Below are 25,594 nucleotides of genomic sequence, written 5' to 3'. Positions count from 1 at the left end.
CGAGATGCGGGAAGGCACCTTAATGAGAGAGATCATACTGAGAAAATCAATCCGACTGGAGGGATTCACATATGAACCGGCCAATCCATCCCGAAACGGAGATCAGCCGCGTCCATTTGACCGTTGCGGATCTGGAGCGTTCGCTTGACTTTTACCGGGATACCCTCGGCTTTCGTATGCTGCGCCGGGAAAGCCGGACAGCCGAACTCACGGCTGACGGAACCACCCCTTTGGTGATCCTGGAAGAGGTAGCCGAAGCCCGACCGAAACCCCCCGGGACCACAGGATTGTATCACTATGCCATCCTTCTGCCCGAACGGACCGACCTGGCCCGGTGTCTCCGTTACCTGGCCGATATCGGGATCCGAATGGGAGCATCGGATCACCATTTCAGCGAAGCCCTTTACCTTCCGGATCCCGATGGAAACGGCATCGAAATCTACGCTGACCGTCCGCGCGAGTTGTGGCGACGGGATGGAGAGTTACCGGCTGTCAGTGATCCTTTGGATGTCAAGGGATTGCTTTCCTTGGCGGGGGATCAGACTTGGGAGGGGTTTCCGCAGAAGACCCGAATCGGACATGTGCATTTGCATGTGGCCGATCTTCACCAAGCCGAGGAGTTCTATTGTGAAGGGTTGGATTTGGAACCCACCATCCGATGGAACGGGACCCTGTTCGTGTCGGCCGGCGGTTATCACCACTACATCGGCCTGAACACCTGGGCTGGACAGGGGGCTCCGCCGCCTCCCCCCAACTCCGTGGGTCTGCGCGTTTTTTCGCTTAAAGTCCAGTCCCCGGAAGAGGTGGAACGCATCGCTCAACGGCTGCGGCAGATCGGTGCCCCGGTTGAAACCCGGGGAGCGGCCGTGTTGACGACCGATCCCTTTGAAAATCAAATCCGGATCCACCCATAATCCCGGGTGTTCCCGAAACGGCTTTTCAAGTGCTGTTGGGTGTGGTGTTTAAAAAAGCGACTGCCTTCAACCGGTTGTAAGGGAGTCGCTTTTCAGTTTACTTGCAAAAATTGTATTAGTCCGCTCTATTTTTAAGTTAACTGATCGCAACCTCTATAAGGGGGCGTAACCTTATGATTGAGCCGAAGCGCCCCCTGTGCTATATTGCCGGAAATACCGTCGGAAAGGAGTTTGAATTTTGAACATCCTGGAATTGGAAGGTGTCTGTTGGCAAAGGGGAGAACAAACCTTGCTGAGCGGCGTGGACTGGACGGTGAAACGGGGGGAGCACTGGGCCATCCTCGGTCCGAACGGAGCCGGGAAAACCGCACTGATCCATATCATCACGGGGTATACGTGGCCGACGGAGGGAAGCGTGACCGTGCTTCAGAAGAAGTTCGGCGAGTACCCCCTGCAGGAACTGCGTCGTTCCATCGGGTGGATCAGCCCTTCCCTTGCCGAGCGGTTCGATCGTCACCATCGAAATGAATCCGCCCTTCGCGTGGTGATCAGCGGGAAACGGGCCACCATCGGGGTGTATGAGCGGGTGGCCGACCGGGAGGTGGAGGAGGCGATGGAGTTGCTCCGGCGGTTCGGGTGTGAGGACCTCGCATCGAAGCCTTTCGTTCAGTTGTCCCAGGGGGAAAAACAGCGCGTCCTGCTGGCCCGCGCCTGGATGGCAAAACCGGCCCTTCTCATGATGGATGAACCGGGCACGGGACTGGACATCCGGGCACGGGAATCTCTCCTGCGATCGCTTCAGGTGATGGGAGAGGCAGAGGAGGGTCCGACGATCCTGTATATCACCCATCATGCGGAGGAAATCGTGCCGGTGATTCAGCACGTCTTGCTGCTGAAAGAAGGGCGGATCCTGGCGAAGGGGGAAAAGCACCGGATTTTGACGGATCAACAGATGAGCCGGGTGTTTGGGGTCCCGTTGCAAGTGACTTGGCAACAGGACCGGCCGTGGATACGATTGAGGTCATGACGATCCGCGAACTTATGTCTTTTCTCCCGTCTCCTTTACCAACTCCGGATACACCATCCGGCAGGCCCGGAGGGCCACCTGAAGGGTGAGCTTCTTATCCGGGGACAGATAATCTTCGCCCAACAGGCTCCCGATTTTCTGCAGGCGGTAATAGAGGGACTGGCGGACGATGTAGAGTTTTTCGGCGACCTCCTTTTTGGAACCGTTGTGGTCGAGGTAGACCTTCAACGTGGTGAGGAGGTCGCTTCCTTTTTCCCGGTCGTGGTTGATCAGGGGGCCGAGGTGTTCCCGCACAAAGGAAGTGAGGTTTTGGTTGCCGCCGGGGTGGAGAAGGAGCTGGTAGATTCCCAGGTCTTCATAGAAGGGGGAGACGGGTTCCCTTCGGTTGACGGTCAGGACCTGGTGGGCTTCCCGATGGCATTCGGGAGCCCGGAGGAGATTCCGGCAGAGGCGGCCGGCACCCATCAGGGGATGAAAGTTCCACTGCGCCTGGCGGCAAAGACGGCGGATGTTCTCAAACACCTGGCGAAGGCGGTCCCGTTCGGACGCTTCGGATCGCCGGTTGAAAGCGATGACGGCCAACCGGGCGTTATGCAGGGTGATGAAGGGGCGGAATCCCTGTTTCTCAAAGGTGGAGCGGACGATGAGGGAGATCTCGTAACGGAAGGCGTCCAGCTCCCGGTGAGCGGATGTCGTCCGGTTTCCTTCCGGCAGTTCCAGAAGGCACACCCGGAAGGGGGTGGAGGCGAGCGTGTCGTAGTCGCTGCCCAGGTAGTACTCGAGATCGGATTCCGCCATCCGGTCGTGGAGCCAGTCGTCCACCCACAGGTGCTCCGTGTGGAGCTTTCGTTCCTCCAGGTAACGCTTCCGGAGAAGGTCCTGGGCGATGGCGAGGGAGGACCAGTCCAGAATGAGCGACTCGTATTCTTCCGGCGTGGCGTGACAGACCAGCCCCAGAAAGGCCCAGGTTTGCCCCATGGCCTGAACGGGTTGAAGGAGGACCGGACGTCCTGCGTGTTCCCGTCGGTAAGGGGGGGAATCCTTTTCTGCCCCAGCCAGGTCATCCTGGATGCGGACGAAGAGAGAATCGCGTTCTTCCGGGGGCAGCATGGGCACGGATCGGGGACGGCCCTGGGCCGGTACAAAGAGGACCGTGTGGCCGGTATGAGTGTGGAGCAACTTCAGGATGTTCTCCAACCCCTGGGGTGACAGGGTGAGCCGGTGGAATGTCCGGGACAGACTTTCCAGTTGCTTGAGACGGTCGTAGTGGCGGTGGATCAGGAGGGAGTGGAGGTCCTGGGTGATGTCGACAAAGCGGACGGTTTCCTCAAAGACGACCAAAGGAAAGCCCCGGGACTCCGCCAGTTCCACCATCTCCCGGGGGAGTTCGGTGAAATACTCCCCCAGTTCGATGCAGAGGCAGGAGACCCCCAGGTCAATCAGTTTCCGGAGGTAGGCGAGGGGGGAATCCGTTCCCGACCGGAAGGCGATGCCCGTGGTGAGAATCATCTCCCCGCCGCTGATCAGATGCTCGAAGCGGGTCACTTCCAGGATGTGAACCCAACGGATGGTCCGATCGAGGCTGTCCTTTCCGGCCAACACCCGGGCCGTCGCGAAGAGAGGACGGTCGAGGGCGTCCCGGACCGTGAAGCGGGTGGTGGAGTGCATCACTTTCTTCCTCCCCTGCGGTGATGTCAAGATGACGTAGGTATTCACCTAACATTTTGTATAGAAGCGTTGTGAAAAAGTGATTGGCAGCATTTACCCAAAGCCGCTCCGGCTGCTGTCCTGCAGTGATGGTTGCACTGTCCGCTCCGAATCATCCTGCTGCGGGCAGGGGCAAAACGCCTTCGGATGCAACACAGAGCAGCTTTTGCCCCTAAACGCCCTTGCAGGCTGATTCTCCACTGGGTAGGACAGCAAAGTCGCTACTTTGGGTAAACGCTTCCCCTTTCTCGAAACGAACATTAAATTACAACGCTTCTAACTAATGCGTGTATTCTTTCTATTGATTATACTAAACTATAAGTCTGCCGTTCCAAGAGGCTTCCAAATCAGCTAATGACAGAAAACTGCGTCAAAGGAGCGTTTCGATGAAAGAGTACCGGTTGGCGGTCCTCCCCGGAGACGGGGTGGGACCGGAGGTGATGATGGAAGGGCTGAGAGTCCTGCACGCGGTGGAGGAACTGCACGGGGGGCTCCGGTTCCGAAGGCAGGCATTCGACTGGAACTGTGACCACTACCGGAAGCACGGGCGGATGATGCCGGAAGACGGCTTAAGCGTCCTCCGGGATTTCGACGCGATCCAGCTGGGGGCGATCGGGGCTCCGGACGTGCCGGACCCTGTCTCCATCTGGGAGCTGATCCTCCCCATTCGGCGCGGGTTCGACCAGTATATCAACTACCGGCCGATCAAGCTGTTGAGGGGGATCGAGAGTCCCCTGAGGGACCGGGGGCCGGAGGAACTGGACTTCGTGGTGATCCGGGAGAACACCGAAGGGGAGTACTCGGATTCCGGCGGTCGTCTCCACCGGGGGACTTCCCATGAACTGGCGGTGCAGAACAGCGTCTTCACCCGGCACGGGACGGAACGGGTGATTCGATACGCCTTCGAGTGGGCGCGGACCACCGGGAAAACCCACGTGACCGCGGCGACCAAGTCCAACGGGATCAACCACACCATGCCCTTTTGGGACGAGATTTTCCGCGAGGTGGCACAGGAGCATCCCGGGATCGAAACGTGGAAGGTCCACATGGATGCCCTGGCCGCCTGCTTCGTCACCCGTCCCCAGGTCTTTGAAGTCGTGGTGGCCAGCAATCTGTTCGGGGATATCCTGACGGACCTCGGAGCGGCCATCGTCGGAGGGCTGGGGCTGGCTCCTTCCGGCAATCTCAATCCCGACGGGCGGTATCCGTCGATGTTCGAACCGATCCACGGTTCCGCCCCGGATATCGCCGGAAAAGGCATCGCCAACCCGATCGCCCAGATCTGGAGCGTCAGTCTGATGCTGGAGCACCTGGGACACCGGGAGGAGGCCGGGTTGATCCTGGAGGCGGTGGAGGAGGTGTTGGTGGAAGGAACCGTCCGAACCCCGGACCTGGGGGGATCCGCTTCCACCCGGGAGATGGGGGAGGCCATCCGACGGCAGATCTTGAAACGGGGTTCAAAGGAGGAGAGCACATGACCGTCCAGCAAGTCCAGCGTTACCCTCTGTACATTCGGGGAGAATGGGTGGAGACACGGGAGTGGATCCCGGTAAAAAACAAATACACCGGGGATGTGATCGCCGAAGTGGGCCGGGCGGAGCGGCACCAGGTGGAAGAGGCCGTCACCCGGGCGGAGGAGACCTTCCGGAAAAGCTCCCTGACACCCTTTCAACGCTCTGAGATCCTGCTTGCGGCTTCCCGCCTGGCGGAGGAGCGGCGGGAGACTCTGGAACTTTCCCTCGTCCGGGAGGTGGGGAAGACGCGGAAGGACGCCCGGGGGGAAATGGACCGGGTGATCAACACCCTGCGCCTGTCCGCGGAGGAAGCGAAGCGCATCTCAGGAGAAATGGTCCCCCTTCATGCCACACCGGGCTCGGAGAATCGGACCGGCTGGGCGATCCGGGTGCCCCGGGGAGTGATCGGCGCCATCACACCCTTCAATTATCCGTGGCTGTTAAATGTCCACAAGGTGGCCCCCGCCATCGCTTCGGGCAACACGGTGGTGTTGAAACCTTCCTCGGAGACGCCCCTTGCCGCCTTCCAGTTGGTCACTCTCTTGGAGGAGGCGGGGCTTCCCCCCGGTCATGTCCAGGTGATCACCGGTTCGGGCCGGGAAGCGGGGGAGTGGCTCCTTCGGGACAAACGGATCGCCCTTTACACCTTCACCGGCTCGGCGGAGGTGGGACAGCGGATCAAGGAGGCAAGCGGGCTGCGACCGGTCACGCTGGAGCTGGGGAACAACTCCCCGAATCTGGTTCACGAAGACGCCGACCTGGACCTGGCCGCCCGGCAGATCGCTGCCCGCAGTTTCCACAACGCCGGACAGGCCTGCATCGCCGTCCAACGGATCCTGGTTCATGAAAAGCGGTTGGAGGCGTTCATGGACCGGTTCCTCCGGCGGGTCGACGGGCTGAAGGTGGGGGATCCGGAAGATCCGGAGACCGATGTGGGACCGATGATCAGCGAAAGAGAAGCGGAGCGGGCGGAAGCTTGGGTGGAGGAGGCGATCGCCGGGGGGGCGGAAGCCCTCCGGAGAGGGAAGCGGCAGGGAGCCTTGCTGCCGCCGGTGGTGCTCGTTCAGACCACACCGGAGATGAAAGTGAATAACCGGGAGGTTTTTGCCCCGGTGGTGACCGTCACTCCCTACCGGACCCTGGAGGAAGCCTTCGAATTGGCCAACGATTCGGATTACGGCCTCCAGGCGGGGATTTTCACCAGCAGTCTGAACGTGGCGATGCGGGCATCCAGGGAGCTGGAATACGGCGGAGTGATCATCAACGACGTCTCCACCTACCGGAACGACGTGATGCCCTACGGCGGAACCAAAAACAGCGGTCTCGGAAAAGAAGGGCCCCGCTATACCATCGAGGAGATGACCGAACTCCGCATGGTGGTGTTCAACCTGTGAATCTGAAGGAAAAGGTGGCCATCGTGACGGGAGGCGGCTCCGGCATGGGACGGGCCACCGCCCAATCCCTGGTGCGGAAAGGGGCCCGGGTGGCGGTGGCCGATCTCCATGAGACGGCCGCCCGGGAGACGGCACAGGCACTGGGTCCGACGGCGATGGCGGCGGTGACGGATGTCTCCATCGACGAATCGGTGGAACGGATGGTGCGGCAGGTCATCGAAGGATTCGGCCGGATCGACATGTTGGTCAACTGCGCCGGCGTCCCCATGACGTTCACTCCCGTGGAAGAACTGGAAGAAACCGAGTGGGACCGGATTCTGAAGGTCAACACCAAGTCCGTCTATCTCACGGTAAAGCATGCGGTTCCTCACATGAAACGAACCGGGGGCGGCACCATCATCAACATCGCTTCCATCGCCGGCGTCCGTGCGCGTCCCGGACTGACCGCCTACTGCGCCTCCAAGGGGGCGGTCCTGAGCCTGACCCAGGCCCTCGCCCTGGAACTGGCCCCCGACGGGATCCGGGTGAATGCCATCAATCCGGGTCCCGCCCAAACCCCCATGCTGAAACGGTTTGTGGGGGAAGGGAAGACGGCGGAGCGCGACATTCAGAAGATCTTCGTGGAAAGCGTCCCCCTCGGTTTCCTGATCGAGCCGGAGGATATCGCAGAGGCCGTCCTGTATCTCGCCGGCGCCCGAAAAATCACCGGCGAGATCCTGAATGTGGACGGTGGGCGCGGCATTTGAAAAGGAGGGAGAAGCACATGTCGGCATCCCCCTTGATCGAAGTCAAGGATCTTTATTTTTCCTACCGGACCCACGGGGAGACGTTTCCCGTCCTCCGCGGGATCACCCTTCGGGTGAACCGGGGGGAGCACGTCGCTGTCATCGGCCACAACGGCTCCGGAAAATCGACGCTGGCCAAACACCTGAACGGTCTTTTGCTTCCCGACGAAGGGGCGGTTTGGGTCCAGGGCCTGGATACCCGGGAGAAGAAACACCTCCGGGAGATCCGCCGGCGGGTGGGGATGGTGTTCCAACACCCGGACAACCAGTTGGTGGCCACCATCGTGGAGGAAGACGTGGCTTTCGGCTTGGAAAACCTGAGTGTTCCGCCGGAAGAAATGGCCGACCGGGTGACGGACGCTCTTCGGGCGGTGGGGATGGAGGACTTCCGCAAGCGACCTCCCCACCACCTGTCCGGGGGGCAGAAACAGCGGGTGGCGATCGGCGGGATCCTGGCGATGCGGCCCGACTGCCTGGTATTGGACGAGGCGACCAGCATGCTGGACAGCTTCGGGCGGAAGGAGATTCTCCAGGTGGTCCGCCGGTTGCACGGGGAGGGGATCGCGGTGGTCAGCGTCACCCACCACATGTCGGAAGCGGCGGAAGCCGACCGGGTGATCGTCCTGGAAAAGGGCCGGATTGCCCTGGAAGGGACGCCGCGGGAGGTGTTCCGGGAGCGGGAACAGCTGAGCCGTCTCCGTCTGGATGTGCCGGAGGCGGGTCGGATCGCCTCCCGGGTCCATGCCGGTCACCCCGGGTTCCCCGATGATCTCTATCGGCGGGAGGAGCTGGTGGAAGCAGTGGAGCGCTTCACTTGCGGGAAGGTGGAGGTGAACCACGGATGAGGGAACCCTTTCTCACGATCCGGAATCTGAGTCACACCTACATGAAAGGCACCCCTCTGGAACACGTCGCCCTCCGGGAGGTCAGCCTGGAGGCGGGAAGGGGGGAGTGCCTGGCCATCATCGGCCATACGGGCTCCGGCAAATCCACCCTGATCCAGCATCTGAACGGCCTGCTCCTTCCCCAGTCCGGGGAGGTAACCGTGGACGGCCTCCATCTGAGCGGCCCGAAACCGGATGTGAAAGCCCTCCGGCGCAAGGTGGGACTGGTTTTCCAAAATCCCGAGGACCAGATCTTCGAAAAGCTGGTGGGAGACGATGTCGCCTACGGTCCCTTCAAGATGGGATACCCCCTTCAGGAGGTGAGGGAACGGGTCCGGTGGGCGATGGAACTGGTGGGGATTTCCTTCGACGAATACAAGGACCGTCCCACCTTCGCCCTGAGCGGCGGTCAGAAACGGAAAGTGGCCCTGGCGGGGGTGTTGGCGCTGAAGCCGGACCTCCTGGTGCTCGACGAGCCGACGGCGGGACTGGATCCGTACTCCCGGAACGAACTCCTGAACCGGATCCGGGAACTCAACCGGAAGGAGAAGATGACGGTCCTCTTCGTGACCCACAACATGGAAGAGGTGGCCACCCTGGCCGACCGGGTCTGTGTGATGGCCGAAGGACGGGTGGCGGCGGAAGGCACGCCCCGGGAAATCTTCGGCGACACCCGCCTTCTCGCCGAACACCAGCTGGGTCCGCCGGAGGCGGTGGAGATTCTCCACGCCCTCCATCGCCGCGGACACCCAGTCAATCCCGGGGCCTATTTAACCGAGGAAGCCGCCGGGGAGATCCTCTCCCTGATCCGGGAAAGGGAGTGAGAACATGGCTTCGGCTTTTGAATTGACCCGCAACATGACCATCGGCCAGTACATCCCCACGGATTCCGCCGTTCACCGCTTTGACCCCCGGTTCAAGCTGGTGGCTTTCGGGGTGTTGGTGTTGGCCATCGCCTTTTGCAACACCTATGTCGGGAACCTCTTTGCGCTGGCGTTCTGTCTCGCCCTGTTTCCCCTGATCCGGATCCCCGTCGGATACGGGGTGTCGGGGATCAAACCGGCGGTTCCCTTCATTATCATCATCGCCCTGTTACAGTTTTTCTTCTCCGGTTCCATCGCCCCCGGCGGGACCCTCCACTTCGAGTACGGGGTCATCCGGATCACCGGGGACAGCATCCGGCTGGTGATCGTGTCGGCGATGCGTTTTGTGGAGGTGATCTTCCTGTCCAGCGTGCTCACCTTCTCCACCTCCACCACCGATCTGACCCGGGGCATGGAGTGCCTTTTGTCCCCTCTGGAGAAGGTGAAATTTCCCGTTCACGCCTTCGCCCTGGTGCTGACCATCGCCATCCGGTTCGTCCCCACTTTCGCCATGGAGATGGAGAAGCTGATGAAAGCCCAGGCTTCCCGGGGGGCAGAGTTCGGAAGCGGGGAGTGGTGGCGGATCATCCGGCGCACCAAGGACATGTTTCCCCTGATCATTCCGCTGTTCAACCTGGCCCTGACCCGGGCGGAAGATCTGATCCTCGCCATGGAATCCCGGGGCTACGTGCCCGGGGAAGAACGGTCGGTCTACACCCGTTACCGCTCCAAGGGAGCGGACTGGGGGCTGCTCGGAATCAGTCTGGCCCTGGCGGCGGTTATTCTGTGGTTGCCATAATTCAAATCGAGGGGGAAGAGCTATGAACAATCGGCTGACGGTGAGGAAAATTGTGATCGCAGGCGTTCTGGGGGCCATCTCCATTCTGCTCGGGGTCACCCGGCTGGGCTTCATCCCGGTGCCGACGGCGGCGGGGAACGCCACCATCATGCACATTCCCGCGGTGATCGGCGGCATCCTGGAAGGGTGGGGAGTGGGTCTGGTCATTGGGTTGATCTTCGGAGTGTCCTCCTTTTTGAACGCGACGGTTCCCCTTTTCAAAGATCCCCTGGTGGCAATCATCCCGAGGCTTTTCATCGGGGTGGCGGCCTACTTCACCTATGTGGGATTGAAGCGGTTCAACCAGCTGTTGGCCGTCGGTCTGGCGGGTTTTATCGGCTCCCTGACCAACACGGTGCTGGTCCTTTTGGTGGCCGTGCTCCGGGGCTATCTTTCCTCCGGGGTGGCCCTTACCATCGCCGTGACCAACGGCATCCCGGAAGCGGTCGTATCCGTCATTGTGACCGTGGCGGTGGTGGGTGTCTGGAAGCGGATCGGGAGCGGCAGGCAAACATCCAAAGTTTCCAGGGGGGTTGAGGGTGAAAAGCTCGATCATCGACGTGCCGGGGATTGAAGTCGGTCAGGCGGAGGATCCGGAGGCGCTCACCGGCTGCACGGTGATCCGGACACCGGGAGGCGCCGTGGCGGGAGCGGACGTCCGGGGTTCCGCCCCGGGGACAAGGGAGACGGACTTGTTGAATCCCATCAACTTGGTGGAACAGGTGCACGCCGTCTGTCTCACCGGGGGCAGCGCCTACGGACTGGAGGCGGCCACCGGGGTGATGCGTTTCCTGGAGGAAGAGGGGGAGGGGTTTGACGTGGGGGTGGGAGTGGTCCCCATCGTTCCCGCCGCCGTCCTCTTCGATCTCTCCCTGGGTTCCGCCCGGGTCCGGCCCGACGCGGCCATGGGAATCGAAGCCGCCCGGAGGGCCGGTAAAGAACCGGTGGCGGAGGGCAACGTCGGTGCCGGGTGCGGAGCTTCCGTCGGAAAGTTTTGCGGGATGGAAGCCGCCATGAAAAGCGGTCTGGGCACCGCCTCCCGGCGGCTCGCAAACGGACTGACGGTGGGGGCCCTCGTCGCCGTCAACGCCGTGGGGGAGGTGCGTGATCCCCGGACGGGGGAAACCCTGGCGGGAGCCCGGGACGGGCAGGGCGGATTTATGGATTTCATCGACTGCATGGCGCGAAACGACGCCGGGAAGAACCTCCCCGGCACCAACACAACCCTCGCGGTGGTGGCCAGCAACGCCCGCCTGACCAAAGCCCGGGCCAACAAAGTGGCCCAAATGGCCCACGACGGTCTCGCCCGAACCATTTACCCGGTTCACACCATGAACGACGGGGACACCGTGTTTGCCTTGGCCACGGGAAAGGTGGAGGCGGCGGTGGATGTGGTGGGGGCCCTCTCTGCGGAAGTGTTGGCCGAAGCGGTGGTCCGGGCGGTGAAAGCCGCCGCAGGGGCGGGCGGACTGCCCTCACATTCCGAATACAAGGAGTGAACGCCGATGTCGCCGGATCGCGTATTGTCCCATGTCGATGAGAGGGAAGTCGTCTCCCTGACGCAGGAACTGGTTCGGATTCCCAGTGTCTACCGGCCGGAGGAAGGGGGGAACGAAGAGCGGGTGGCCCGCTTCGTGGAGGAGGTGCTGAAGGGGATGGGCCTGACCGTCCATTACGAGGAAGTGGTTCCGGGGCGGCCCAATGTGATCGCCTTTTACGATTCCGGCGTCCCGGGGAAAACCCTGCTCTTTGAAGGACATACCGACGTGGTCACCGAGGGGGACCGGGATTCCTGGAGTTACGACCCCTTCGGGGGAGCCATCCACGGCGGGAAGCTCTACGGACGGGGATCCTGCGACACCAAAGGGAACCTGGCCGCCGCCATCTCCGCTGTCCGTGCCATCCAGCGGGCCGGGTTGCCCTTCAAGGGAAAAATTCTCCTCTGCATTCCCTGTGATGAAGAAGGGATGATGATCGGGATCAAGGACTTCATCCGGAGGGGGTGGGCCCGGGGAGTGGATGGGGCCATCATTTGCGAACCGGAGGAAAATCAGATCTGCGTCACGCAAAAAGGGGCGATGCGGGCGGTGTTGGAAACCCGGGGAAAGATGGCCCACGGGGCGATGCCGCTGACGGGGATCAATCCGATTCCCCGCATGGCCCGCATCCTGACCGAACTGGGCCGCCTGGAGGAGAAGGAGAAGGCGAGGGTGGGAAAGCATCCGATGTTGGGCTGGCCCAGCATCACTCCCACCATCCTGCAGGCGCCGGTCTCCGGGGAGCCCCAGATCAATGTGATGCCCGACCGCTGCCGGACCACCCTGGATATGCGGACCGTCCCGGGACAGGACCATGACGTCCTGCGGAAGGAGATGGAACGGATCCTCGAACGGCTGGGGAAAGAGGACCCCGACCTCCACGCCACCCTGGAGGTGATCGAGGAGCGTCCCTGGACCGAGACTGCCCGGGAGGACCCCGTGGTGGAGGCAGTGGCCCACTCTTACCGGGCCGTGACCAAGAACGATCCGGTGTACAATGGGGTTCCCGGCGCCACCGACGGGACCTTTCTCCATCGGGCCGGCGTACCCATCGTCACCACGGGGGCGGGGGACCGGCATATTCCCCACCATGCCGATGAATACGTGGACGTGGACCAACTGGTGGAAACGACCCAAATCTATGCCCGTGCGGCTCTGATGTTTTTGACGGGATGAACTGTAAAAAACCCCCCGCTCCCGGCGGGGGGTTTTGCATTCCCTCATTTTTTTGTTAAAGTGTTAGTTGGTGTTGGTTGGTTAGTGAATGTTTTTCTGTGTGGCGGACTCGCTTACGGGGCGGGCCGCTTTTTTCTTCCTCTTGAGCAGGAAGAAGGGAATGATCCCGGCGGGGACAGGCAGTTCTTCCTTTTCGACCAAGGGTTTGTTTTTGGCCATTTGACACCCTCCTTTAGTGAGTGAATGGTCGGAATGAGGAGTTATCCCCCTCATCCATAAGATAACGCGTTTTAAACAGATGTCAATAGGAATGATCCACGATTACAATAAAATACGGTGATTTTCCGTCAATCACCTTCTCTGTTCGTCCGCACAATGCCCGTGAGTTGAAAAATCGCTGTTTTTCTCCAATTTTTTGAAAAATTCTTTGAAAATCATATATGATTTCGTATACCATAAGAGTATGGAAAAGAAAACGTCTCTCAACAAACAGCAGTACGCTTATCAAATTCTTCGTTCGCGGATATTGGACGGAACGTATTCTCCCGGTTACCGGCTCGTGATCAATCAAATCGCCAAGGAGATGTCATTGAGCGCCATTCCCGTGCGGGAGGCCATCCGGCAACTGGAAGCGGACGGCTTAATCCAGTACAAACCCTACAGCGGAGCCGTTGTCACCCCGATCGACAAAAACCAATATCTCGAAACCCTGTCCACGCTGGCGGTGTTGGAGGGATACGCGACCGCCTTGAGCTCTCAATGCTTTCCCATCGATAAGATTGTTGAACTGCAAAAGATCAACGAGAGGATGAAGGATTCGCTTGAAGAATTCGATTTTGTCCGTTTCGGAAATCTGAACAGCGAATTTCATGATCGGATCTGCAGCCGTTGCAACAATCAATATCTGCTGGAAAACATCCGCAATACTCAAAATCGCCTGGATTCGATCCGGAGAATGGGATCGGCGTTCAAGCCCGTGCGGGTGAAACAATCGATCGAAGAGCATGACGAATTGATCCGCATGCTTCGGGAAAGTCGCCCCTTTGGAGAAATCGAGTCCTTTGCCCGTGGTCACAAGATGAATACCGTTCTCTCCTTTCAACCGCAGCCGGAGGAAGAGAAAACGGTCCGTTTTTTTGAAAGGTGACCATGTGGAAAATGAAGGGGGGGATGTGGGAGTCAGCCATTCCGCTGATATCGATCATCCATGGTCACTTCGGCTTGAATTTTCAGAAAAGGAGAGGGTTCTTTTGGCTGACTTGTCGGATGCCCGCGAAAAGCTGAGAGGGTCGATCGCCCCGGTCATCACGCCCTTCCGCGAAGACGGCAGCATCGATGAACCGACGCTGCAGGATCTGATCGATTGGCATATTGAGAGCGGCAGCCATGCCGTTTCCGTCACCGGCACAACGGGGGAACCGAGCTCCCTGACACTTCAAGAGCGGGAACGGGTGATGGAGGTGGCCGTCAAGGCGGCGGCTGGACGCGTGCCGGTCGTACCGGGAACAGGTTCGACCAACCATCAAGAAACGCTCCATTTGACAAAGCTCGCCCAGGAGATGGGTGCGGACGCAGCCCTCGTGATCGTTCCTTACTACAACAAACCCTCCCAACACGCCCTCTACAAACACTTCAAAACCGTCGCCGATTCCGTCGACATTCCCATTATCATCTACAACATCCCCGGACGGACCGCCGTCAACCTCAAAGTGAAGACCTTGGCGAGCCTGAATGAAGACTGTCCCAACATCATCGGTGTCAAAGAATCCAACAAAGACTTCGAACACGTCAACCGCGTCCTCTTGAACTGCGGCCGGGATTTCCTGTTGTATTCCGGGATCGAGTTGCTGTGCTATCCGATGCTGGCCATCGGTGGTGCCGGTCACATCAGTGCCACCGCCAACGTGGTTCCCGACAAAGTGGCGGAGCTGTACAATGCCTGGAACCGCGGCGATGTGAAACGGGCGCAGGAGTTGCATTACGAATTGATGCCGTTAAACGACGTTCTGTTCAAGGATACCAATCCTGCTCCCCTGAAAGCGGCCCTCGGCATGATGGGGAAAATCCATCCGAAGCTCCGCCTGCCGATGGATCTGCCGTCGCAGGAATTGCAAGAAGAGATTCGTGGCGTGTTGAAACATTACACCGAACGGCCCGATGAGGGAACGAACGGATCACTGCATCCACTATTGTCGGAAAAATAGAAACACAATCATTCCTCTTAATAATATGAATAATAAACCCGATTGGGTGGACGAGGGGTGGATCGTATTGAAACACGCACGATTTATCGCCGAGGGGTGCGAACAGACGGGAACGGTGGAGGAAGCGATCGTCAAAGCCGCCTCAGGAAAGGAGTATCCCCTGGCCGAGATCGATGTGTGGCTTCCGCCGATCCGGCCGGGCAAAATAATCGGCCTCGCTCTCAACTACGCCGATCACGCTGAGGAGCTGGGGCTTGACAAGCCGCCGGAGCCGGTGTTGTTCATCAAGCCGAACTCATCCATCATTGGCCACAAAGCGTCGATCGTCTACCCGGAGGGGGCCACCTACATGCATTACGAAAACGAGTTGGCCGTCGTGATCGGCCGACAGGCGCGGTTGGTTCAAGCGGCGGATGCTTATGATGTGGTCAGCGGGTACACCATCGCCAACGATGTGACGGTCCGGGATTTCGTCAACAACTATTACCGTCCGCCGGTCCGTGCCAAGGGTCATGACACCTTCGGACCGATGGGTCCGTATATCGTGGACAAAGCGGATATCCCCGACGTGGAGAACCTCAACCTTCGCACCTATGTCAACGACGAACTGAAGCAACAGGGGAATACGAAGGATCTGATTTACACGATCCCCGAGTTGATCCGGTTTATCAGCGCATTCATGACCCTCGAGCCGGGTGACGTGATCCTGACCGGGACACCGAAGGGAATTTCACACGTGTATCCCGGGGATGTGACCCGACTGGAGATTGACAGGCTGGGGGCGCTGGAAAACACGATCGTGGACGGCCGAAAGACAAAAGAGATAAAAGAAGAGCTGACGGGAGGGAGAAATCCTTGACTGCCCGAGTGGACAAAAAACCGGTGAGCACTTCGTTGGACGATGTGAAGCTCTACATTGACGGGGAATTTGTCGATGCGCAGTCCGGGGAGAGCTTTGATAATAGGAACCCCTTCACCAACCGGGTCATCAATCGGGTGACGGAAGGGAGAAAAGAGGATATCGAGGCGGCGGTGGAAGCGGCCAACACCGCTTTTGAACACGGCCCCTGGGGGAAGATGAAAGTGAGTGAACGCCTCACATACATCCGCAGAATCGCCGACCTGATCGATCAAAACGCGGAGGAGATCGCCTGCCTGGAATCCCTGGATACCGGACTGCCGATCAGCCAGACAAAAAAACAGGCGGCGCGGGCGGCACAAAATTTCCGCTTTTACGCGGAAATGGTATCCAGCCGGATGGTGGGAGAAGCCTATCAGGTGGATGACCACTTTTTGAATTACACGATCCATAAACCCCTCGGGGTCGCCGGTCTGATCACGCCCTGGAACGCCCCCTTCATGCTGGAAACTTGGAAGGCAGCGCCGGCCCTCGCCACGGGAAACACTGTCGTGATGAAACCGGCGGAGTTCTCCCCCCTCACCGTCAACAAGCTGGCTCAGATTATCGATGAAGCCGGATTGCCGAAGGGCGTGTTCAACGTCGTCCACGGCTTCGGGGAGACAGCAGGAGCGTCGCTGGTGACTCATCCGAACGTGAAGCTGATCTCGTTCACCGGGGAGACGGTGACCGGTTCCGAAATCATGAAAAACGGCGCCGACACCCTGAAGCGGGTATCCATGGAGCTGGGGGGCAAATCGCCGATCATCGTCTTTGACGACGCCGATTTTGACCGTGCGCTCGATGCCTGCGTCTGGGGGATCTTCTCTTTCAACGGCGAGCGCTGCACGGCCAACTCCCGGCTGTTCGTCCATGAGGCGATCCATGAGAAGTTCGTCGATGCTTTAAAGGAGCGAATCGCCCACATCGTGATCGGCGATCCGATGGATGAGAAGACGGAAGTGGGTCCCCTGATTCATCAGGAGCATTGTGAGAAAGTGAAATCGTACCTGAAAATCGCCCGGGATGAAGGCGCGGAGGTGATCAGCGGGAGGGTGCCGGAGCGGTTCTCCGGAGGCAATTTTGTTCCGCCAACGCTGCTCCTGAATGTAAAAAACGACATGCGGGTCGCCCAGGAAGAGATTTTCGGACCGGTCCTCGGGGTGATGACCTTCAAAGATGAAGATGAAGTGATCCAGCTGGCCAACGACATCAAATACGGTCTCGCCGGCTACGTGTGGACGAAGGACATCCGGCGGGCCCACCGTGTGGCGCAAGCCGTGGATTCCGGGATGCTTTGGATCAACTCGCAAAACACGCGGGACCTGCGGATCCCTTTCGGCGGTTCCAAGTACAGCGGGATCGGCCGGGAGGGGGGGCATTACGCCTTCGAATTTTACACGGAAACCCAAGTGATCCATGTCGCCCTCGGCGACCATCCCATTCCACAGTTTGGCAAATCGGACAGATGATCCGAAAATCAGGGAGGAGTGATCGACATGCCCGCAAGAACCGGTCAGCAGTATATCGACGGTTTGAAAAGGGCGAAGAACCACGTCTACATCCACGGCGAAAAAGTGGAGGACGTCACCGAACACCCCGCATTCCGCAACGTGATCCGATCGATGGCCCGCCTGTACGACCTCCAGTACGAAAAGCCGGAAAAGATGCTGTACACGTCTCCGACAACGGGAGACAAGGTGGGATTATCCTTCATCGCTCCGAAATCGATCGATGACCTGATCGCCCGACGGGAGATGATTTCCGAGTGGGCCCGTTTTTCGGGCGGGATGATGGGCCGCTCCCCCGATTATCTCAATGCCAACGTGATGGCCTGCGGGACGGCGAACCGGTGGTTTGCCCAGGGAGATCCCCAATATGCGGAAAATGCAGAAAATTACTACGAACACTGCCGCGAAAACGATGTCACCCTGACCCACACCTTGATCCATCCCCAGGTCAACCGGGCAAAAGCCCAGCACGAGCAAAAGGATCATGTGGCTCTCCATCTCGTCGAGAAGACAAAGGACGGCATCATCGTGGACGGGGCGCGCCTCTTGGCTACCCAGGGCGGGATCACCGACGAGCTGATCGTCTTCCCGTCCACGGTCAAACCATCGGGGGAAAAAGAGGATCCCTATTCCCTCGCTTTCGCCATCCCCAACAACACTCCCGGTCTGAAATTCCTCAGCCGTGAATCATTCGACTACGGCAAAAATGAATGGGATCATCCTCTGGGATCCCGGTTTGAGGAAGGGGACGCCATCGTCATCTTCAACCACGTGCTGATACCCTGGGACCGCGTCTTCGTTTTGGAAGATTCGGGAATCTGTAACGGTACGTACAGGCAGACCAACGCCGTCGTTCACATGGCCCACCAAGTCGTCGCCAAAAACATCGTCAAAACCGAATTCATTCTCGGTGTCGTCCTCAGCTTGATGGAAGCGATCGGAATCGACCGGTTCCAGCACGTGAAGGACAAGGGCACGGAGATCATGCTGACCCTGGAGACGATGAAATCCCACCTCTTTCGCGCCGAACAAAACGCGCAGATCGACAAGTGGGGGAACATGACCCCGGACTATGCCCCCCTGAACGCGGCCCGCAACTGGTATCCGCGGGTGTACCCGCGTCTGGTGGAAATCCTGCGAATCCTTGGTGCATCCGGATTGATGGGCATTCCGACCCAGGCTGATTTTGAAAACGAGGAGATCGGGAAACTGATCCATCGGGCGATGCAAGGGAAAAACCTGGAGGGATACGAGCGGGTTCAGCTGTTCCGCCTCGCCTGGGATATCTGCTTAAGCGCCTTCGGCAGCCGTCAGACCCACTACGAATACTACTTCTTCGGCGACCCGGTCAAAATGGGGATGGCTTACTTCGACGCCTATGACAAAGAGCCGTTCAAAGAGATGATCCGCGAATTTCTGGGACGGACCGAATCGCCCAAACCGGACTTCGCAAAGACATAATCAGGGAGGGGACACGATGGCTTTCAACATCCTGCGGGCGGCGAGAGCGGTTGTCCAGGTAACGGATTTGGATGCCGCACGGGAGTTCTATGTCGATGCATTGGGTTTTATCGAAACGGAGTCGGACGGTGAACATCTTTATCTTCGGGGATTGGAAGAACATAATCATCACAGCTGTGTCTTGAAAAAGGCATCCAAGCCCGGCATTCAATCTCTCGGTTATAAAGTTTTTTCAGAGAAAGATTTGGAATCGCTCTCATCCTTCTTCGAGTCCAAAGGAATGAAACTGAAATGGTTGGAAAAGGGGAGCCAGCATGCGGTGGGGCGCGCTTTCCGGGTTCAGGACCCTTCCGGGATTCCGCTTGAGTTTTTCGCGGAGATGGAGACAGTGGAACGGATGTTGCAGCGCTACGATCTGTACCGGGGGGCCCACATGCAGCGGATTTCAACTGCATGGTTCCCGATGTGGAGAAGGCCTGCGATTTCTACATTCAACAACTGGGGTTTGCCTGTTCGGAGTATACGGCGACGGAGGATGACCGGATTTGGGCCGCCTGGCTTCACCGCAAACCGACGGTGCACGATGTCGCCTTTATGAACGGGCACGGCCCCCGCCTCCATCATGTCGGGTTCTGGTTGAGCGACCCGATGAAAGTGCTTCATACCTGTGATGTTCTGGCCTCCCTGGGGTACGGGCCTTCCATGGAGCGGGGACCGGGGCGTCACGGTTTGTCCAACGCCTTTTTCCTCTACTTGCGGGATCCAGACGGCAACCGCATCGAGCTGTATACAGGAGATTATCTGACCTGCGATCCGGATTTCAAGCCCATCCGTTGGGATCTCGACGATCCCAAGCGGCAAACCCTGTGGGGACACAGGGCGCCGGAAAGCTGGTTCGAGGAAGCGACGCCCTTTTTGGATTTCGAGACGGGGGAAGAAGTGAAACTCCTCCCACCCACGTTGGATCGGAGGCCGAAGATCGTCACCAATGGGTGAGGAAGACGGGCGGAAGCGCTTGTCCGGCTTTGACCATGACGGCCGGTTCGGCCATCCTTACAACCATCAGGCGGGGGATCACACCTTGTTCATCGGAGAAGTGACCGATCTTCTCCTGAAGGAGGGCAACCCCTTGTGGTTCTGCCAAGGCCCATATCGCCGATTGGCGGCACAGACGGATTCGGAGACGGGATAACTTCGAGTACCACGGCAAAAAAAGGAGGAGATCCGATGTTGGGAATGGAGGATTGGACGATTACGATTGCCTGGTTGGGGACGGTGTTGGCTTCTCTGTTCTGTATCGTATACGGAGCGATTCGGTGGAACGAAGGGAGTGACTCCGAATGAACCTGTCTCTGTTGATCGGAATGGTCATTGTATACCTGGGGGTGATGTCCTGGCTCGCTTTCCTCGGAAATCGTCAGACCCGCACGGCAGAAGATTATCTGGTGGCAGGGCGGAACGTCCATCCCGCAGTGATGGCGTTGTCCTATGGGGCCACGATGATCAGCACCTCGGCGATCATCGGTTTCGGCGGAGCGGCGGCGGTATTTGGTTTTGGGCTGTTATGGCTGGCGTTTTTGAACATTGTGGTTGGAATTTTCGTCGCATTCGCCATCTTCGGAGTCCGTCTTCGAAAGATGTCTCAGAACCTGGATGCAACCACGTTTCCCACCTTGCTTGGCAAGCGGTATCACTCGAAGTTCATCGCGGTTTTTTCCGGACTGATGATCTTTTTGTTCATGCCGGCTTATACCAGCATCGTGTTGATCGGTGGTGGACGGTTTCTGCAGGAAACCTTGAAAGTGGATTACAATATCGGATTGTTGTTGCTGGCTGTCATCGTGGCCCTGTACGTGATCACCGGCGGATTGAAAGGGGTCATGTATACCGATGCTTTTGCCGGACTGGTGATGTTGTTCGGGATGATCCTGCTCCTGTTCAGCACCTATTATGCAGTTGGAGGAGTGGTGGACGGACATCAAGGCTTGTCGGCGATGAAGGACCAGATTCCACCGCCCTTGGTGGAACAGGGGCACCAGGGGTGGACCTCCATGCCTGCCTTGGGTTCTCCGCTCTGGTGGACCCTGATCAGCACCCTGGTCATGGGGGTCGGGATTGGTGTGCTGGCCCAGCCCCAGCTGGCGATGCGCTCCATGACGGTCCGGGGGACCCGTTCCCTGTACCGCTCCGTTTTGATCGGCGGTGTGTTCATGTTCTTCATGACAGGCACCGCTTTCATGGTGGGCCCCATCAGCAACCTGTACTTCCATGAGACGCAGGGGAAAATCGCCATCGCCGTGGCCGAGGGGAACTCCGACCTGATCATGCCGATCTTCATCAACCGGATCATGCCGGAATGGTTCTTGTACCTGTTCACCCTGACCCTGCTCTCCGCTGCGATCTCCACCATCAGTTCCCTGATCCACGTTCAGGGAACGGCGTTCAGTGAAGACATTCTGAGAAACCTGAATGTCAGCCGGGAAGGAAGAATGAACCTATCCCGGATCGGGGTGTTGGTCGGCATTGTGGCTGCGGTGATTTTGGCCTACATTCTGCCGGGAAGTGTCATCGCTCAGGCGACGGCCTTCTGGTTCGGCATCTGTGCCGCCGGCTTCCTGCCGGCGCTGGTGGGAGCCCTGTACTGGCGGAACGCCACCCAGGCAGGGGCAGCGGCCAGCATCGTCACCGGGTTTGGCCTCAGCATCTTCGGGTTTCTGTTCCTCCATCAGAAGGAAGCCGCCGCCTTCGGACTGGCCAAAGCCCTCTTCGGGAAGGAAACCCTCCTTCCCTACCCCTGGACCCATGTGGATCCCCTCTTTTATGCCCTGCCGATCTCCGCAGTGGTCTTTGGGATCGTTAGCTGGCTGACCCGGACGTCCGTATCCCAAATCCAGGAGCAAGTCCGGCAAGGTTTCGCCGGAGTGGGAACGGTTTCGGCGCTGCCTCCCATAAAAGGGCAAGGAATGAAAAAGGGATGACCTGGACCCGACCGGCCATGGCCATACGGTTCTGCAGCCACAAACGCATATATCAGACTTTTTCGCATCAATAGGAGGTTGTTCCGATGCAATTTGGGCTTTTCACTGTTTTTGACAATTACAAAGAAAAATGGGGTCGGACCCCTGAGCAGCTTCTTCATGAAGTGGTGGAGCAATCTGAAGCGGCCGATCAGCTGGGGTATGATTCAGTATGGTTTGCCGAACACCATTTCAGTGAATACGGCATTCTGACCACGCCGCAAATGTTGCTGACCTTGGTGGCGGAACGGACCCAAACCATCCGTTTGGGCGTGGCCATCGTCACCCTGCCCTTCCGCAATCCCGTCCAAGTGGCGGAAGACTATGCCTTGTTGGATGTGCTGAGTAACGGACGTCTCAACCTGGGTTTGGGGAGCGGCTATTTACCTCATGAATTTGCGGGATTCAATTTGGATCCTGAAGGGAAAGCATTCCGGTTCAACGAGGGTCTGGCTGTGCTAGAAAAAGCCTGGAGCGGTAAGAGATTCCAGCATCAAGGGACGTATTACGAGTTTTCCGATGTTGGACTGAAAGTATTGCCCAAACAGAAAAAGGTCCCCATCTGGATCGGTACCCTCCGTTCCCGGGGGGCCGAGTTTGTCGGGAAAATGGGTTATAACATCATGGGAGTGCCCTATGTGGCCAGTGATTCGATCTCCCGTTTGAAACAGGTGATTGAGGGTTACAAAAAAGCCTATCGGGAAGCGGGGCATGATGAGACGAAGATCCATATTCCTTTAGCCCTCCATACCTATGTGGCCCCGACCCGGGAGGAAGCAGAGCGCGATGCCAAAGAACATCTCAATCTATATTTGGATACCCGACTGTATGGGCGGTCGGCCCGATTCGAAGACTTGGAAGCGCGGGAGCAATTACTCATCGGCAGCCCGGAGGATGTCATCCAACGGTTGCGAAAATACAAGGAAGCCGGTTGTGACCATATCATGATGCTGATGAACTTTGGTGGGTTACCTCATGAAAAAGTGTTGAAATCGATCCAGTTGGTGGCCCGTGAAGTGATGCCGGCCTTCAAACCGACTGCCCGTGAACATTCCATGTTAAAATGACAGCCGCGATCAGGAGGGGAACAAACAAGATCAAAAACTGCACCCGGGATAGGGGGGCAGTTTTTTGATCAGCGGTTGATCCGGTCACAGTAGACGTGCATGGCGTCCCGCAGGAACCGGGCCATCCCTTCTCCGTATCGGTCGATGTTCCGGGTGAAGCGTTCGTCTTGGACGTAGAGATCCCCCAGGCCGCGGAAGATTTCCGGGGTGCATTCGTAAAAGTTGTCGGTGATCAGCTGCCGGTATTCCTCCAGGGTCTGTTGCACTTCGGGATCTTCGGGGCCGCGGTCCATGCGGGCGGCGATCCGTTCATAAATATCCTTCCATCTCCCCATGATGGCGGCCCACTTCTCCTCGGAGTACCGGGAGGTTTTCTTCTCCACGTCCTCGACTCGCTCTTTGCCGTAACGGCGTTTGGCTTCTTCGGAGTATTTCTTTTGGTGTTCCTCGATCTCTTTCATGCTGAAGGACGTGAACATCTTTTTTTTATCCATGGGTATCCCGCCTTCCATCGATTGGATGGTTTGGTCCACCGTTTCGATGATTCGTTCCAATCGTTCTTTTTTCTTCATAAGCAGCTCCCGGTGCATCCGCAGGGCGTGTTTGCGATCGAACTTTGGATCGTCCAGGATTTCCTTGATTTGATGCAGCGGAAAATCCAGTTCCTTGAAGAAGAGGATCTGTTGCAACCGTTCTAGATCTCGGTCGCTGTACATCCGGTATCCGGCCTCCGTGAAGGAACTTGGTTTCAGCAGCCCAATATGATCGTAATGGTGAAGAGTCCGGATACTCACTCCCGCCAAATCGGCCACTTCCTTCACTTGATATCCCATATCGGTCACCCCCGATTGGATCCTAACCCCTGACGTAACGTCAGGGTCAAGGATCAGGTTTCATTTTTCTCTAAAAGGGAGCCATTATTTTGCCACTGGGTTGTTTTGGATGGGCAAACTCGGCATAACGATCAAATGTCCAATCCAACCTATCCAATTCTTAACATTTCGTCTAATGAATGAACCATGGAGGGGTAATATACTGAAGATTGAAATCTTTTAAAAAGGAGGGGCTTTCATGTTCGGTTTGCCGGCGGAAACCTTTTATTGGTTCGCTCCTTGGCCGGTTCTTTGGATCGGACTGGCCTTGCTGATGTATTTCAAACTGAAAAGAGAAGATGAGAGGGAAGAGAATGGAGTTTCTTCAGGGAGAAGGGGGGATTGAAATGAATCTGGAAACGTGGGTGTTTGCGGTTTACCTTGGCGGATTGCTGTTAATCGGTTATATCTTTTCAAAACGGGCCGCCCGTTCCGTGGATGATTTTTTGCTGGGCGGGCGTTCGGTGGGTCCGGCGGTGACGGCACTGACCATGCAGGGAACGTCCATGAGCGGCTACATGTTTATGGGCGGTCCGGCTTTGGCCTTTCAACAAGGTTGGTATGCCCTTTGGTACGCTTTCGGGGATGCGGGAGGGGCCATCATCAACATTTCCGTGCTTGGCAAACGAATGCGGAGGTTGTCTGAAAGATTGGGAGCATTGTCCCCGGTGGAGTATTTGGGAAAGAGGTACGAGAGTTCCCTGGTGCAGGTGATCGCTTCGGTGATCTCCATTATTTTTATCTCCGTGTATGTTTTCGCCCAGTTCATCGCGGCCGGGAAAGCGTTAACATCCCTGACGGGGATGTCCTACCTGCCTGCGTTGCTCATCGGGGTTGGTGTCATTGTGCTGTACACGGTGTTCGGGGGTTACTTGGCGGTGGTGTGGACGGACTTTGTTCAGGCGATCATCATGGTGATCGGGGTGGTGGGGATTACCGCCGCCGCACTGACTCATTTGGGGGGATTGACCCACTTAAACGCTTCACTCTCGGAGGTGGACCCCAGTTATCTCAGTATCTGGGGGAAAGATTTGGCTTATCAGGGCCAATGGGGCGTCGTTTTGGGTGCGGTGCTCATTTACTCCATCGGATACATGGGTCTTCCTCATGTGGTGGTCCGGCATATGTCCATGAAAAGCCCAAAAACAGCCCGGACGGCGATCCTCTGGTCTGCCAGCTGGAACCAGTTGTTTGTGTTCGCCCCGTACATTCTGGGCCTGTGCGCGATCGTGCTGTTGCCGAACCTGTCGGACCCGGAAATGGTGATTCCGGAACTGGCATATACGTTTTTCCCCGGGATCCTCGCCGCGATCCTTCTGTCCGCCGTGATGGCGGCGGTAATGTCGACCTCGGATTCTCTGTTGATGCAGGCGGGCACCATTTTGTCCCGGGATATTTATCAACGGTTCATCGATCAAGAGGCCGATCATGCGCGAATGGTTCTCGTTTCCCGCCTGTTGATTCTGTTGGTCGGGATCATCGGAGTGGCCGTCGCCGCATTTGAACCGCCTTCGGTTTTCGACCTGGTCATTTTCGGTTTCGGGGTGTTGGGAAACAGCTTCATCGTGCCTTATGTCGCTTCGGTCTACTCCAAAAAAGCCAACCGGGTGGGTGCCGTTTGCTCCATGGTGTTGGGAGCGGTTACCCATATCCTTTGGACGGAAATGGACCTGGAAAGCGTCACCGCGGTGCATCCCTTTATCGCCGGGCTGATCCTGTCCCTCCTGGGGATGGTGATCGGAAATTTCTTCGGACGTGCCCCTTCCCAACAAATCCAAAACGAGGTGGAAGCAGCCAAACGCGGGCGTAAGGTCTCCAGGGCGCTGGACCGTAACAGCTCCCGGGAGCTGGCACCTGAGGCGAGGAACATCGAACGGCATATTCGGGGCCTCCAACCTTCATCCGGATCCGCATGAGGTGAAGC

General features: G+C 58.1%; 25 protein-coding genes and 1 pseudogene. 23 read left to right on the top strand and 3 right to left on the bottom strand.

What is annotated here, in order from left to right:
* Window positions 1–71: 71 nt before the first annotated feature.
* Window positions 72–914, top strand: a complete 843-nt coding sequence (locus tag C8P63_RS02065; protein WP_108021678.1) for a VOC family protein — start codon at window positions 72–74, stop codon at window positions 912–914.
* 238 nt (window positions 915–1,152) lie between these two features.
* Window positions 1,153–1,941 (top strand): ABC transporter ATP-binding protein, encoded by a 789-nt coding sequence (locus tag C8P63_RS02060; RefSeq protein WP_170109442.1) that lies wholly within the window; start codon window positions 1,153–1,155, stop codon window positions 1,939–1,941.
* A 12-nt stretch (window positions 1,942–1,953) separates the two neighbouring features.
* Here C8P63_RS02060 and C8P63_RS02055 read toward each other — a convergent pair whose 3' ends face one another.
* On the bottom strand, window positions 1,954–3,609 hold the full coding sequence (locus C8P63_RS02055) for a PucR family transcriptional regulator (protein WP_108021676.1): 1,656 nt from the start codon (window positions 3,607–3,609) through the stop codon (window positions 1,954–1,956).
* Window positions 3,610–4,034: 425 nt separating this feature from the next.
* Here C8P63_RS02055 and C8P63_RS02050 point away from each other — a divergent pair, with 425 nt between their 5' ends.
* The 9 genes from C8P63_RS02050 to C8P63_RS02010 are packed head-to-tail and all read left to right on the top strand — an operon-like array spanning window position 4,035 to window position 12,640.
* On the top strand, window positions 4,035–5,126 hold the full coding sequence (locus C8P63_RS02050; RefSeq protein WP_108021675.1) for a tartrate dehydrogenase: 1,092 nt from the start codon (window positions 4,035–4,037) through the stop codon (window positions 5,124–5,126).
* On the top strand, window positions 5,123–6,556 hold the full coding sequence (locus tag C8P63_RS02045; RefSeq protein WP_108021674.1) for an aldehyde dehydrogenase family protein: 1,434 nt from the start codon (window positions 5,123–5,125) through the stop codon (window positions 6,554–6,556). The genes C8P63_RS02050 and C8P63_RS02045 overlap by 4 nt, the downstream gene beginning before the upstream one ends.
* Entirely contained in the window at window positions 6,553–7,302 is a 750-nt protein-coding gene (locus C8P63_RS02040) for an SDR family oxidoreductase (protein WP_108021673.1), read from the top strand. Before C8P63_RS02045 ends, C8P63_RS02040 begins: the two co-directional genes overlap by 4 nt.
* Window positions 7,303–7,319: 17 nt before the next feature.
* Window positions 7,320–8,186, top strand: a complete 867-nt coding sequence (locus C8P63_RS02035) for an energy-coupling factor transporter ATPase (RefSeq protein WP_108021672.1) — start codon at window positions 7,320–7,322, stop codon at window positions 8,184–8,186.
* Complete coding sequence (locus tag C8P63_RS02030) at window positions 8,183–9,049, top strand: energy-coupling factor transporter ATPase (protein WP_108021671.1); 867 nt, start codon at window positions 8,183–8,185, stop codon at window positions 9,047–9,049. The genes C8P63_RS02035 and C8P63_RS02030 overlap by 4 nt, the downstream gene beginning before the upstream one ends.
* 4 nt (window positions 9,050–9,053) lie before the next feature.
* On the top strand, window positions 9,054–9,887 hold the full coding sequence (locus C8P63_RS02025) for an energy-coupling factor transporter transmembrane component T family protein (protein WP_108021670.1): 834 nt from the start codon (window positions 9,054–9,056) through the stop codon (window positions 9,885–9,887).
* Window positions 9,888–9,909: 22 nt separating this feature from the next.
* The gene (locus C8P63_RS02020; RefSeq protein WP_108021669.1) at window positions 9,910–10,500 is read left to right on the top strand and encodes an ECF transporter S component; all 591 of its coding nucleotides are present in this window, start codon (window positions 9,910–9,912) and stop codon (window positions 10,498–10,500) included.
* Window positions 10,466–11,425 carry a P1 family peptidase gene (locus tag C8P63_RS02015; RefSeq protein WP_108021668.1) on the top strand — a complete coding sequence of 320 codons (960 nt, stop codon included), beginning with the start codon at window positions 10,466–10,468 and terminating at the stop codon, window positions 11,423–11,425. The genes C8P63_RS02020 and C8P63_RS02015 overlap by 35 nt, the downstream gene beginning before the upstream one ends.
* 6 nt (window positions 11,426–11,431) lie before the next feature.
* Window positions 11,432–12,640, top strand: coding sequence for a M20 family metallopeptidase (locus C8P63_RS02010; RefSeq protein ID WP_108021667.1), 1,209 nt, complete (start codon window positions 11,432–11,434; stop codon window positions 12,638–12,640).
* A gap of 81 nt (window positions 12,641–12,721) precedes the next feature.
* Here the strand turns inward: C8P63_RS02010 and C8P63_RS18890 are convergent, their stop codons facing one another.
* A complete protein-coding gene (locus C8P63_RS18890; RefSeq protein WP_170109441.1) occupies window positions 12,722–12,859 on the bottom strand; it encodes a hypothetical protein in 138 nt (45 codons plus the stop codon).
* A gap of 244 nt (window positions 12,860–13,103) precedes the next feature.
* On the opposite strand from C8P63_RS18890, the gene C8P63_RS02005 reads away from it, so the two are divergent.
* From C8P63_RS02005 to C8P63_RS01965, 10 genes and pseudogenes are all read left to right on the top strand, one after another.
* Window positions 13,104–13,787, top strand: coding sequence for a GntR family transcriptional regulator (locus C8P63_RS02005; protein ID WP_108021666.1), 684 nt, complete (start codon window positions 13,104–13,106; stop codon window positions 13,785–13,787).
* A 103-nt stretch (window positions 13,788–13,890) separates the two neighbouring features.
* Entirely contained in the window at window positions 13,891–14,844 is a 954-nt protein-coding gene (gene hpaI, locus C8P63_RS02000) for a 2,4-dihydroxyhept-2-ene-1,7-dioic acid aldolase (RefSeq protein WP_108021787.1), read from the top strand.
* Window positions 14,845–14,911: 67 nt separating this feature from the next.
* Window positions 14,912–15,703 carry a fumarylacetoacetate hydrolase family protein gene (locus C8P63_RS01995; RefSeq protein ID WP_108021665.1) on the top strand — a complete coding sequence of 264 codons (792 nt, stop codon included), beginning with the start codon at window positions 14,912–14,914 and terminating at the stop codon, window positions 15,701–15,703.
* Window positions 15,700–17,214: a 5-carboxymethyl-2-hydroxymuconate semialdehyde dehydrogenase gene (gene hpaE / locus C8P63_RS01990; RefSeq protein ID WP_425437219.1), complete on the top strand. Its 1,515-nt coding sequence runs from the start codon at window positions 15,700–15,702 to the stop codon at window positions 17,212–17,214. The genes C8P63_RS01995 and hpaE overlap by 4 nt, the downstream gene beginning before the upstream one ends.
* A 27-nt stretch (window positions 17,215–17,241) precedes the next feature.
* Complete coding sequence (hpaB, locus tag C8P63_RS01985) at window positions 17,242–18,714, top strand: 4-hydroxyphenylacetate 3-monooxygenase, oxygenase component (RefSeq protein ID WP_108021664.1); 1,473 nt, start codon at window positions 17,242–17,244, stop codon at window positions 18,712–18,714.
* A gap of 16 nt (window positions 18,715–18,730) precedes the next feature.
* Window positions 18,731–19,710, top strand: a pseudogene (hpaD, locus tag C8P63_RS01980) (3,4-dihydroxyphenylacetate 2,3-dioxygenase).
* Window positions 19,703–19,906: a PNPOx family protein gene (locus C8P63_RS01975; RefSeq protein ID WP_108021663.1), complete on the top strand. Its 204-nt coding sequence runs from the start codon at window positions 19,703–19,705 to the stop codon at window positions 19,904–19,906. The pseudogene hpaD and the gene C8P63_RS01975 overlap by 8 nt, the downstream one beginning before the upstream one ends.
* A gap of 35 nt (window positions 19,907–19,941) precedes the next feature.
* Window positions 19,942–20,058: a symporter small accessory protein gene (locus C8P63_RS19870; RefSeq protein ID WP_342748040.1), complete on the top strand. Its 117-nt coding sequence runs from the start codon at window positions 19,942–19,944 to the stop codon at window positions 20,056–20,058.
* Window positions 20,055–21,692: a sodium:solute symporter family protein gene (locus tag C8P63_RS01970; protein WP_108021662.1), complete on the top strand. Its 1,638-nt coding sequence runs from the start codon at window positions 20,055–20,057 to the stop codon at window positions 21,690–21,692. Before C8P63_RS19870 ends, C8P63_RS01970 begins: the two co-directional genes overlap by 4 nt.
* 86 nt (window positions 21,693–21,778) lie before the next feature.
* On the top strand, window positions 21,779–22,798 hold the full coding sequence (locus tag C8P63_RS01965) for an LLM class flavin-dependent oxidoreductase (protein ID WP_108021661.1): 1,020 nt from the start codon (window positions 21,779–21,781) through the stop codon (window positions 22,796–22,798).
* Window positions 22,799–22,866: 68 nt separating this feature from the next.
* Here the strand turns inward: C8P63_RS01965 and C8P63_RS01960 are convergent, their stop codons facing one another.
* Window positions 22,867–23,631 carry a MerR family transcriptional regulator gene (locus C8P63_RS01960; protein WP_108021660.1) on the bottom strand — a complete coding sequence of 255 codons (765 nt, stop codon included), beginning with the start codon at window positions 23,629–23,631 and terminating at the stop codon, window positions 22,867–22,869.
* A gap of 238 nt (window positions 23,632–23,869) precedes the next feature.
* On the opposite strand from C8P63_RS01960, the gene C8P63_RS18885 reads away from it, so the two are divergent.
* A complete protein-coding gene (locus C8P63_RS18885) occupies window positions 23,870–24,016 on the top strand; it encodes a hypothetical protein (protein WP_170109440.1) in 147 nt (48 codons plus the stop codon).
* A 1-nt stretch (window position 24,017) separates the two neighbouring features.
* Window positions 24,018–25,586: a sodium/proline symporter gene (locus C8P63_RS01955; RefSeq protein ID WP_108021659.1), complete on the top strand. Its 1,569-nt coding sequence runs from the start codon at window positions 24,018–24,020 to the stop codon at window positions 25,584–25,586.
* Window positions 25,587–25,594: the final 8 nt, after the last annotated feature.

It is taken from the genome of Melghirimyces profundicolus, from assembly GCF_003054245.1.
Lineage (GTDB): Bacteria > Bacillota > Bacilli > Thermoactinomycetales > DSM-45169 > Melghirimyces > Melghirimyces profundicolus.
This window is presented reverse-complemented; position numbering and strand designations above follow the sequence as displayed.

What these genes read in the sequence shown, in the direction of transcription:
- C8P63_RS02010 (WP_108021667.1), top strand. Translation starts at nt 11,432, where the DNA reads ATGTCGCCGGATCGCGTATTGTCCCATGTCGATGAGAGGGAAGTCGTC.
- C8P63_RS02030 (WP_108021671.1), top strand. Translation starts at nt 8,183, where the DNA reads ATGAGGGAACCCTTTCTCACGATCCGGAATCTGAGTCACACCTACATG.
- C8P63_RS02020 (WP_108021669.1), top strand. Translation starts at nt 9,910, where the DNA reads ATGAACAATCGGCTGACGGTGAGGAAAATTGTGATCGCAGGCGTTCTG.
- C8P63_RS02025 (WP_108021670.1), top strand. Translation starts at nt 9,054, where the DNA reads ATGGCTTCGGCTTTTGAATTGACCCGCAACATGACCATCGGCCAGTAC.
- C8P63_RS19870 (WP_342748040.1), top strand. Translation starts at nt 19,942, where the DNA reads ATGTTGGGAATGGAGGATTGGACGATTACGATTGCCTGGTTGGGGACG.
- C8P63_RS02050 (WP_108021675.1), top strand. Translation starts at nt 4,035, where the DNA reads ATGAAAGAGTACCGGTTGGCGGTCCTCCCCGGAGACGGGGTGGGACCG.
- C8P63_RS02055 (WP_108021676.1), bottom strand. Translation starts at nt 3,609, where the DNA reads ATGCACTCCACCACCCGCTTCACGGTCCGGGACGCCCTCGACCGTCCT.
- C8P63_RS02045 (WP_108021674.1), top strand. Translation starts at nt 5,123, where the DNA reads ATGACCGTCCAGCAAGTCCAGCGTTACCCTCTGTACATTCGGGGAGAA.
- C8P63_RS02065 (WP_108021678.1), top strand. Translation starts at nt 72, where the DNA reads ATGAACCGGCCAATCCATCCCGAAACGGAGATCAGCCGCGTCCATTTG.
- C8P63_RS01960 (WP_108021660.1), bottom strand. Translation starts at nt 23,631, where the DNA reads ATGGGATATCAAGTGAAGGAAGTGGCCGATTTGGCGGGAGTGAGTATC.
- hpaB (WP_108021664.1), top strand. Translation starts at nt 17,242, where the DNA reads ATGCCCGCAAGAACCGGTCAGCAGTATATCGACGGTTTGAAAAGGGCG.
- C8P63_RS01970 (WP_108021662.1), top strand. Translation starts at nt 20,055, where the DNA reads ATGAACCTGTCTCTGTTGATCGGAATGGTCATTGTATACCTGGGGGTG.
- C8P63_RS01955 (WP_108021659.1), top strand. Translation starts at nt 24,018, where the DNA reads ATGAATCTGGAAACGTGGGTGTTTGCGGTTTACCTTGGCGGATTGCTG.
- C8P63_RS18885 (WP_170109440.1), top strand. Translation starts at nt 23,870, where the DNA reads ATGTTCGGTTTGCCGGCGGAAACCTTTTATTGGTTCGCTCCTTGGCCG.
- C8P63_RS18890 (WP_170109441.1), bottom strand. Translation starts at nt 12,859, where the DNA reads ATGGCCAAAAACAAACCCTTGGTCGAAAAGGAAGAACTGCCTGTCCCC.
- C8P63_RS02005 (WP_108021666.1), top strand. Translation starts at nt 13,104, where the DNA reads ATGGAAAAGAAAACGTCTCTCAACAAACAGCAGTACGCTTATCAAATT.
- C8P63_RS01975 (WP_108021663.1), top strand. Translation starts at nt 19,703, where the DNA reads ATGGGTGAGGAAGACGGGCGGAAGCGCTTGTCCGGCTTTGACCATGAC.
- C8P63_RS01965 (WP_108021661.1), top strand. Translation starts at nt 21,779, where the DNA reads ATGCAATTTGGGCTTTTCACTGTTTTTGACAATTACAAAGAAAAATGG.
- C8P63_RS02035 (WP_108021672.1), top strand. Translation starts at nt 7,320, where the DNA reads ATGTCGGCATCCCCCTTGATCGAAGTCAAGGATCTTTATTTTTCCTAC.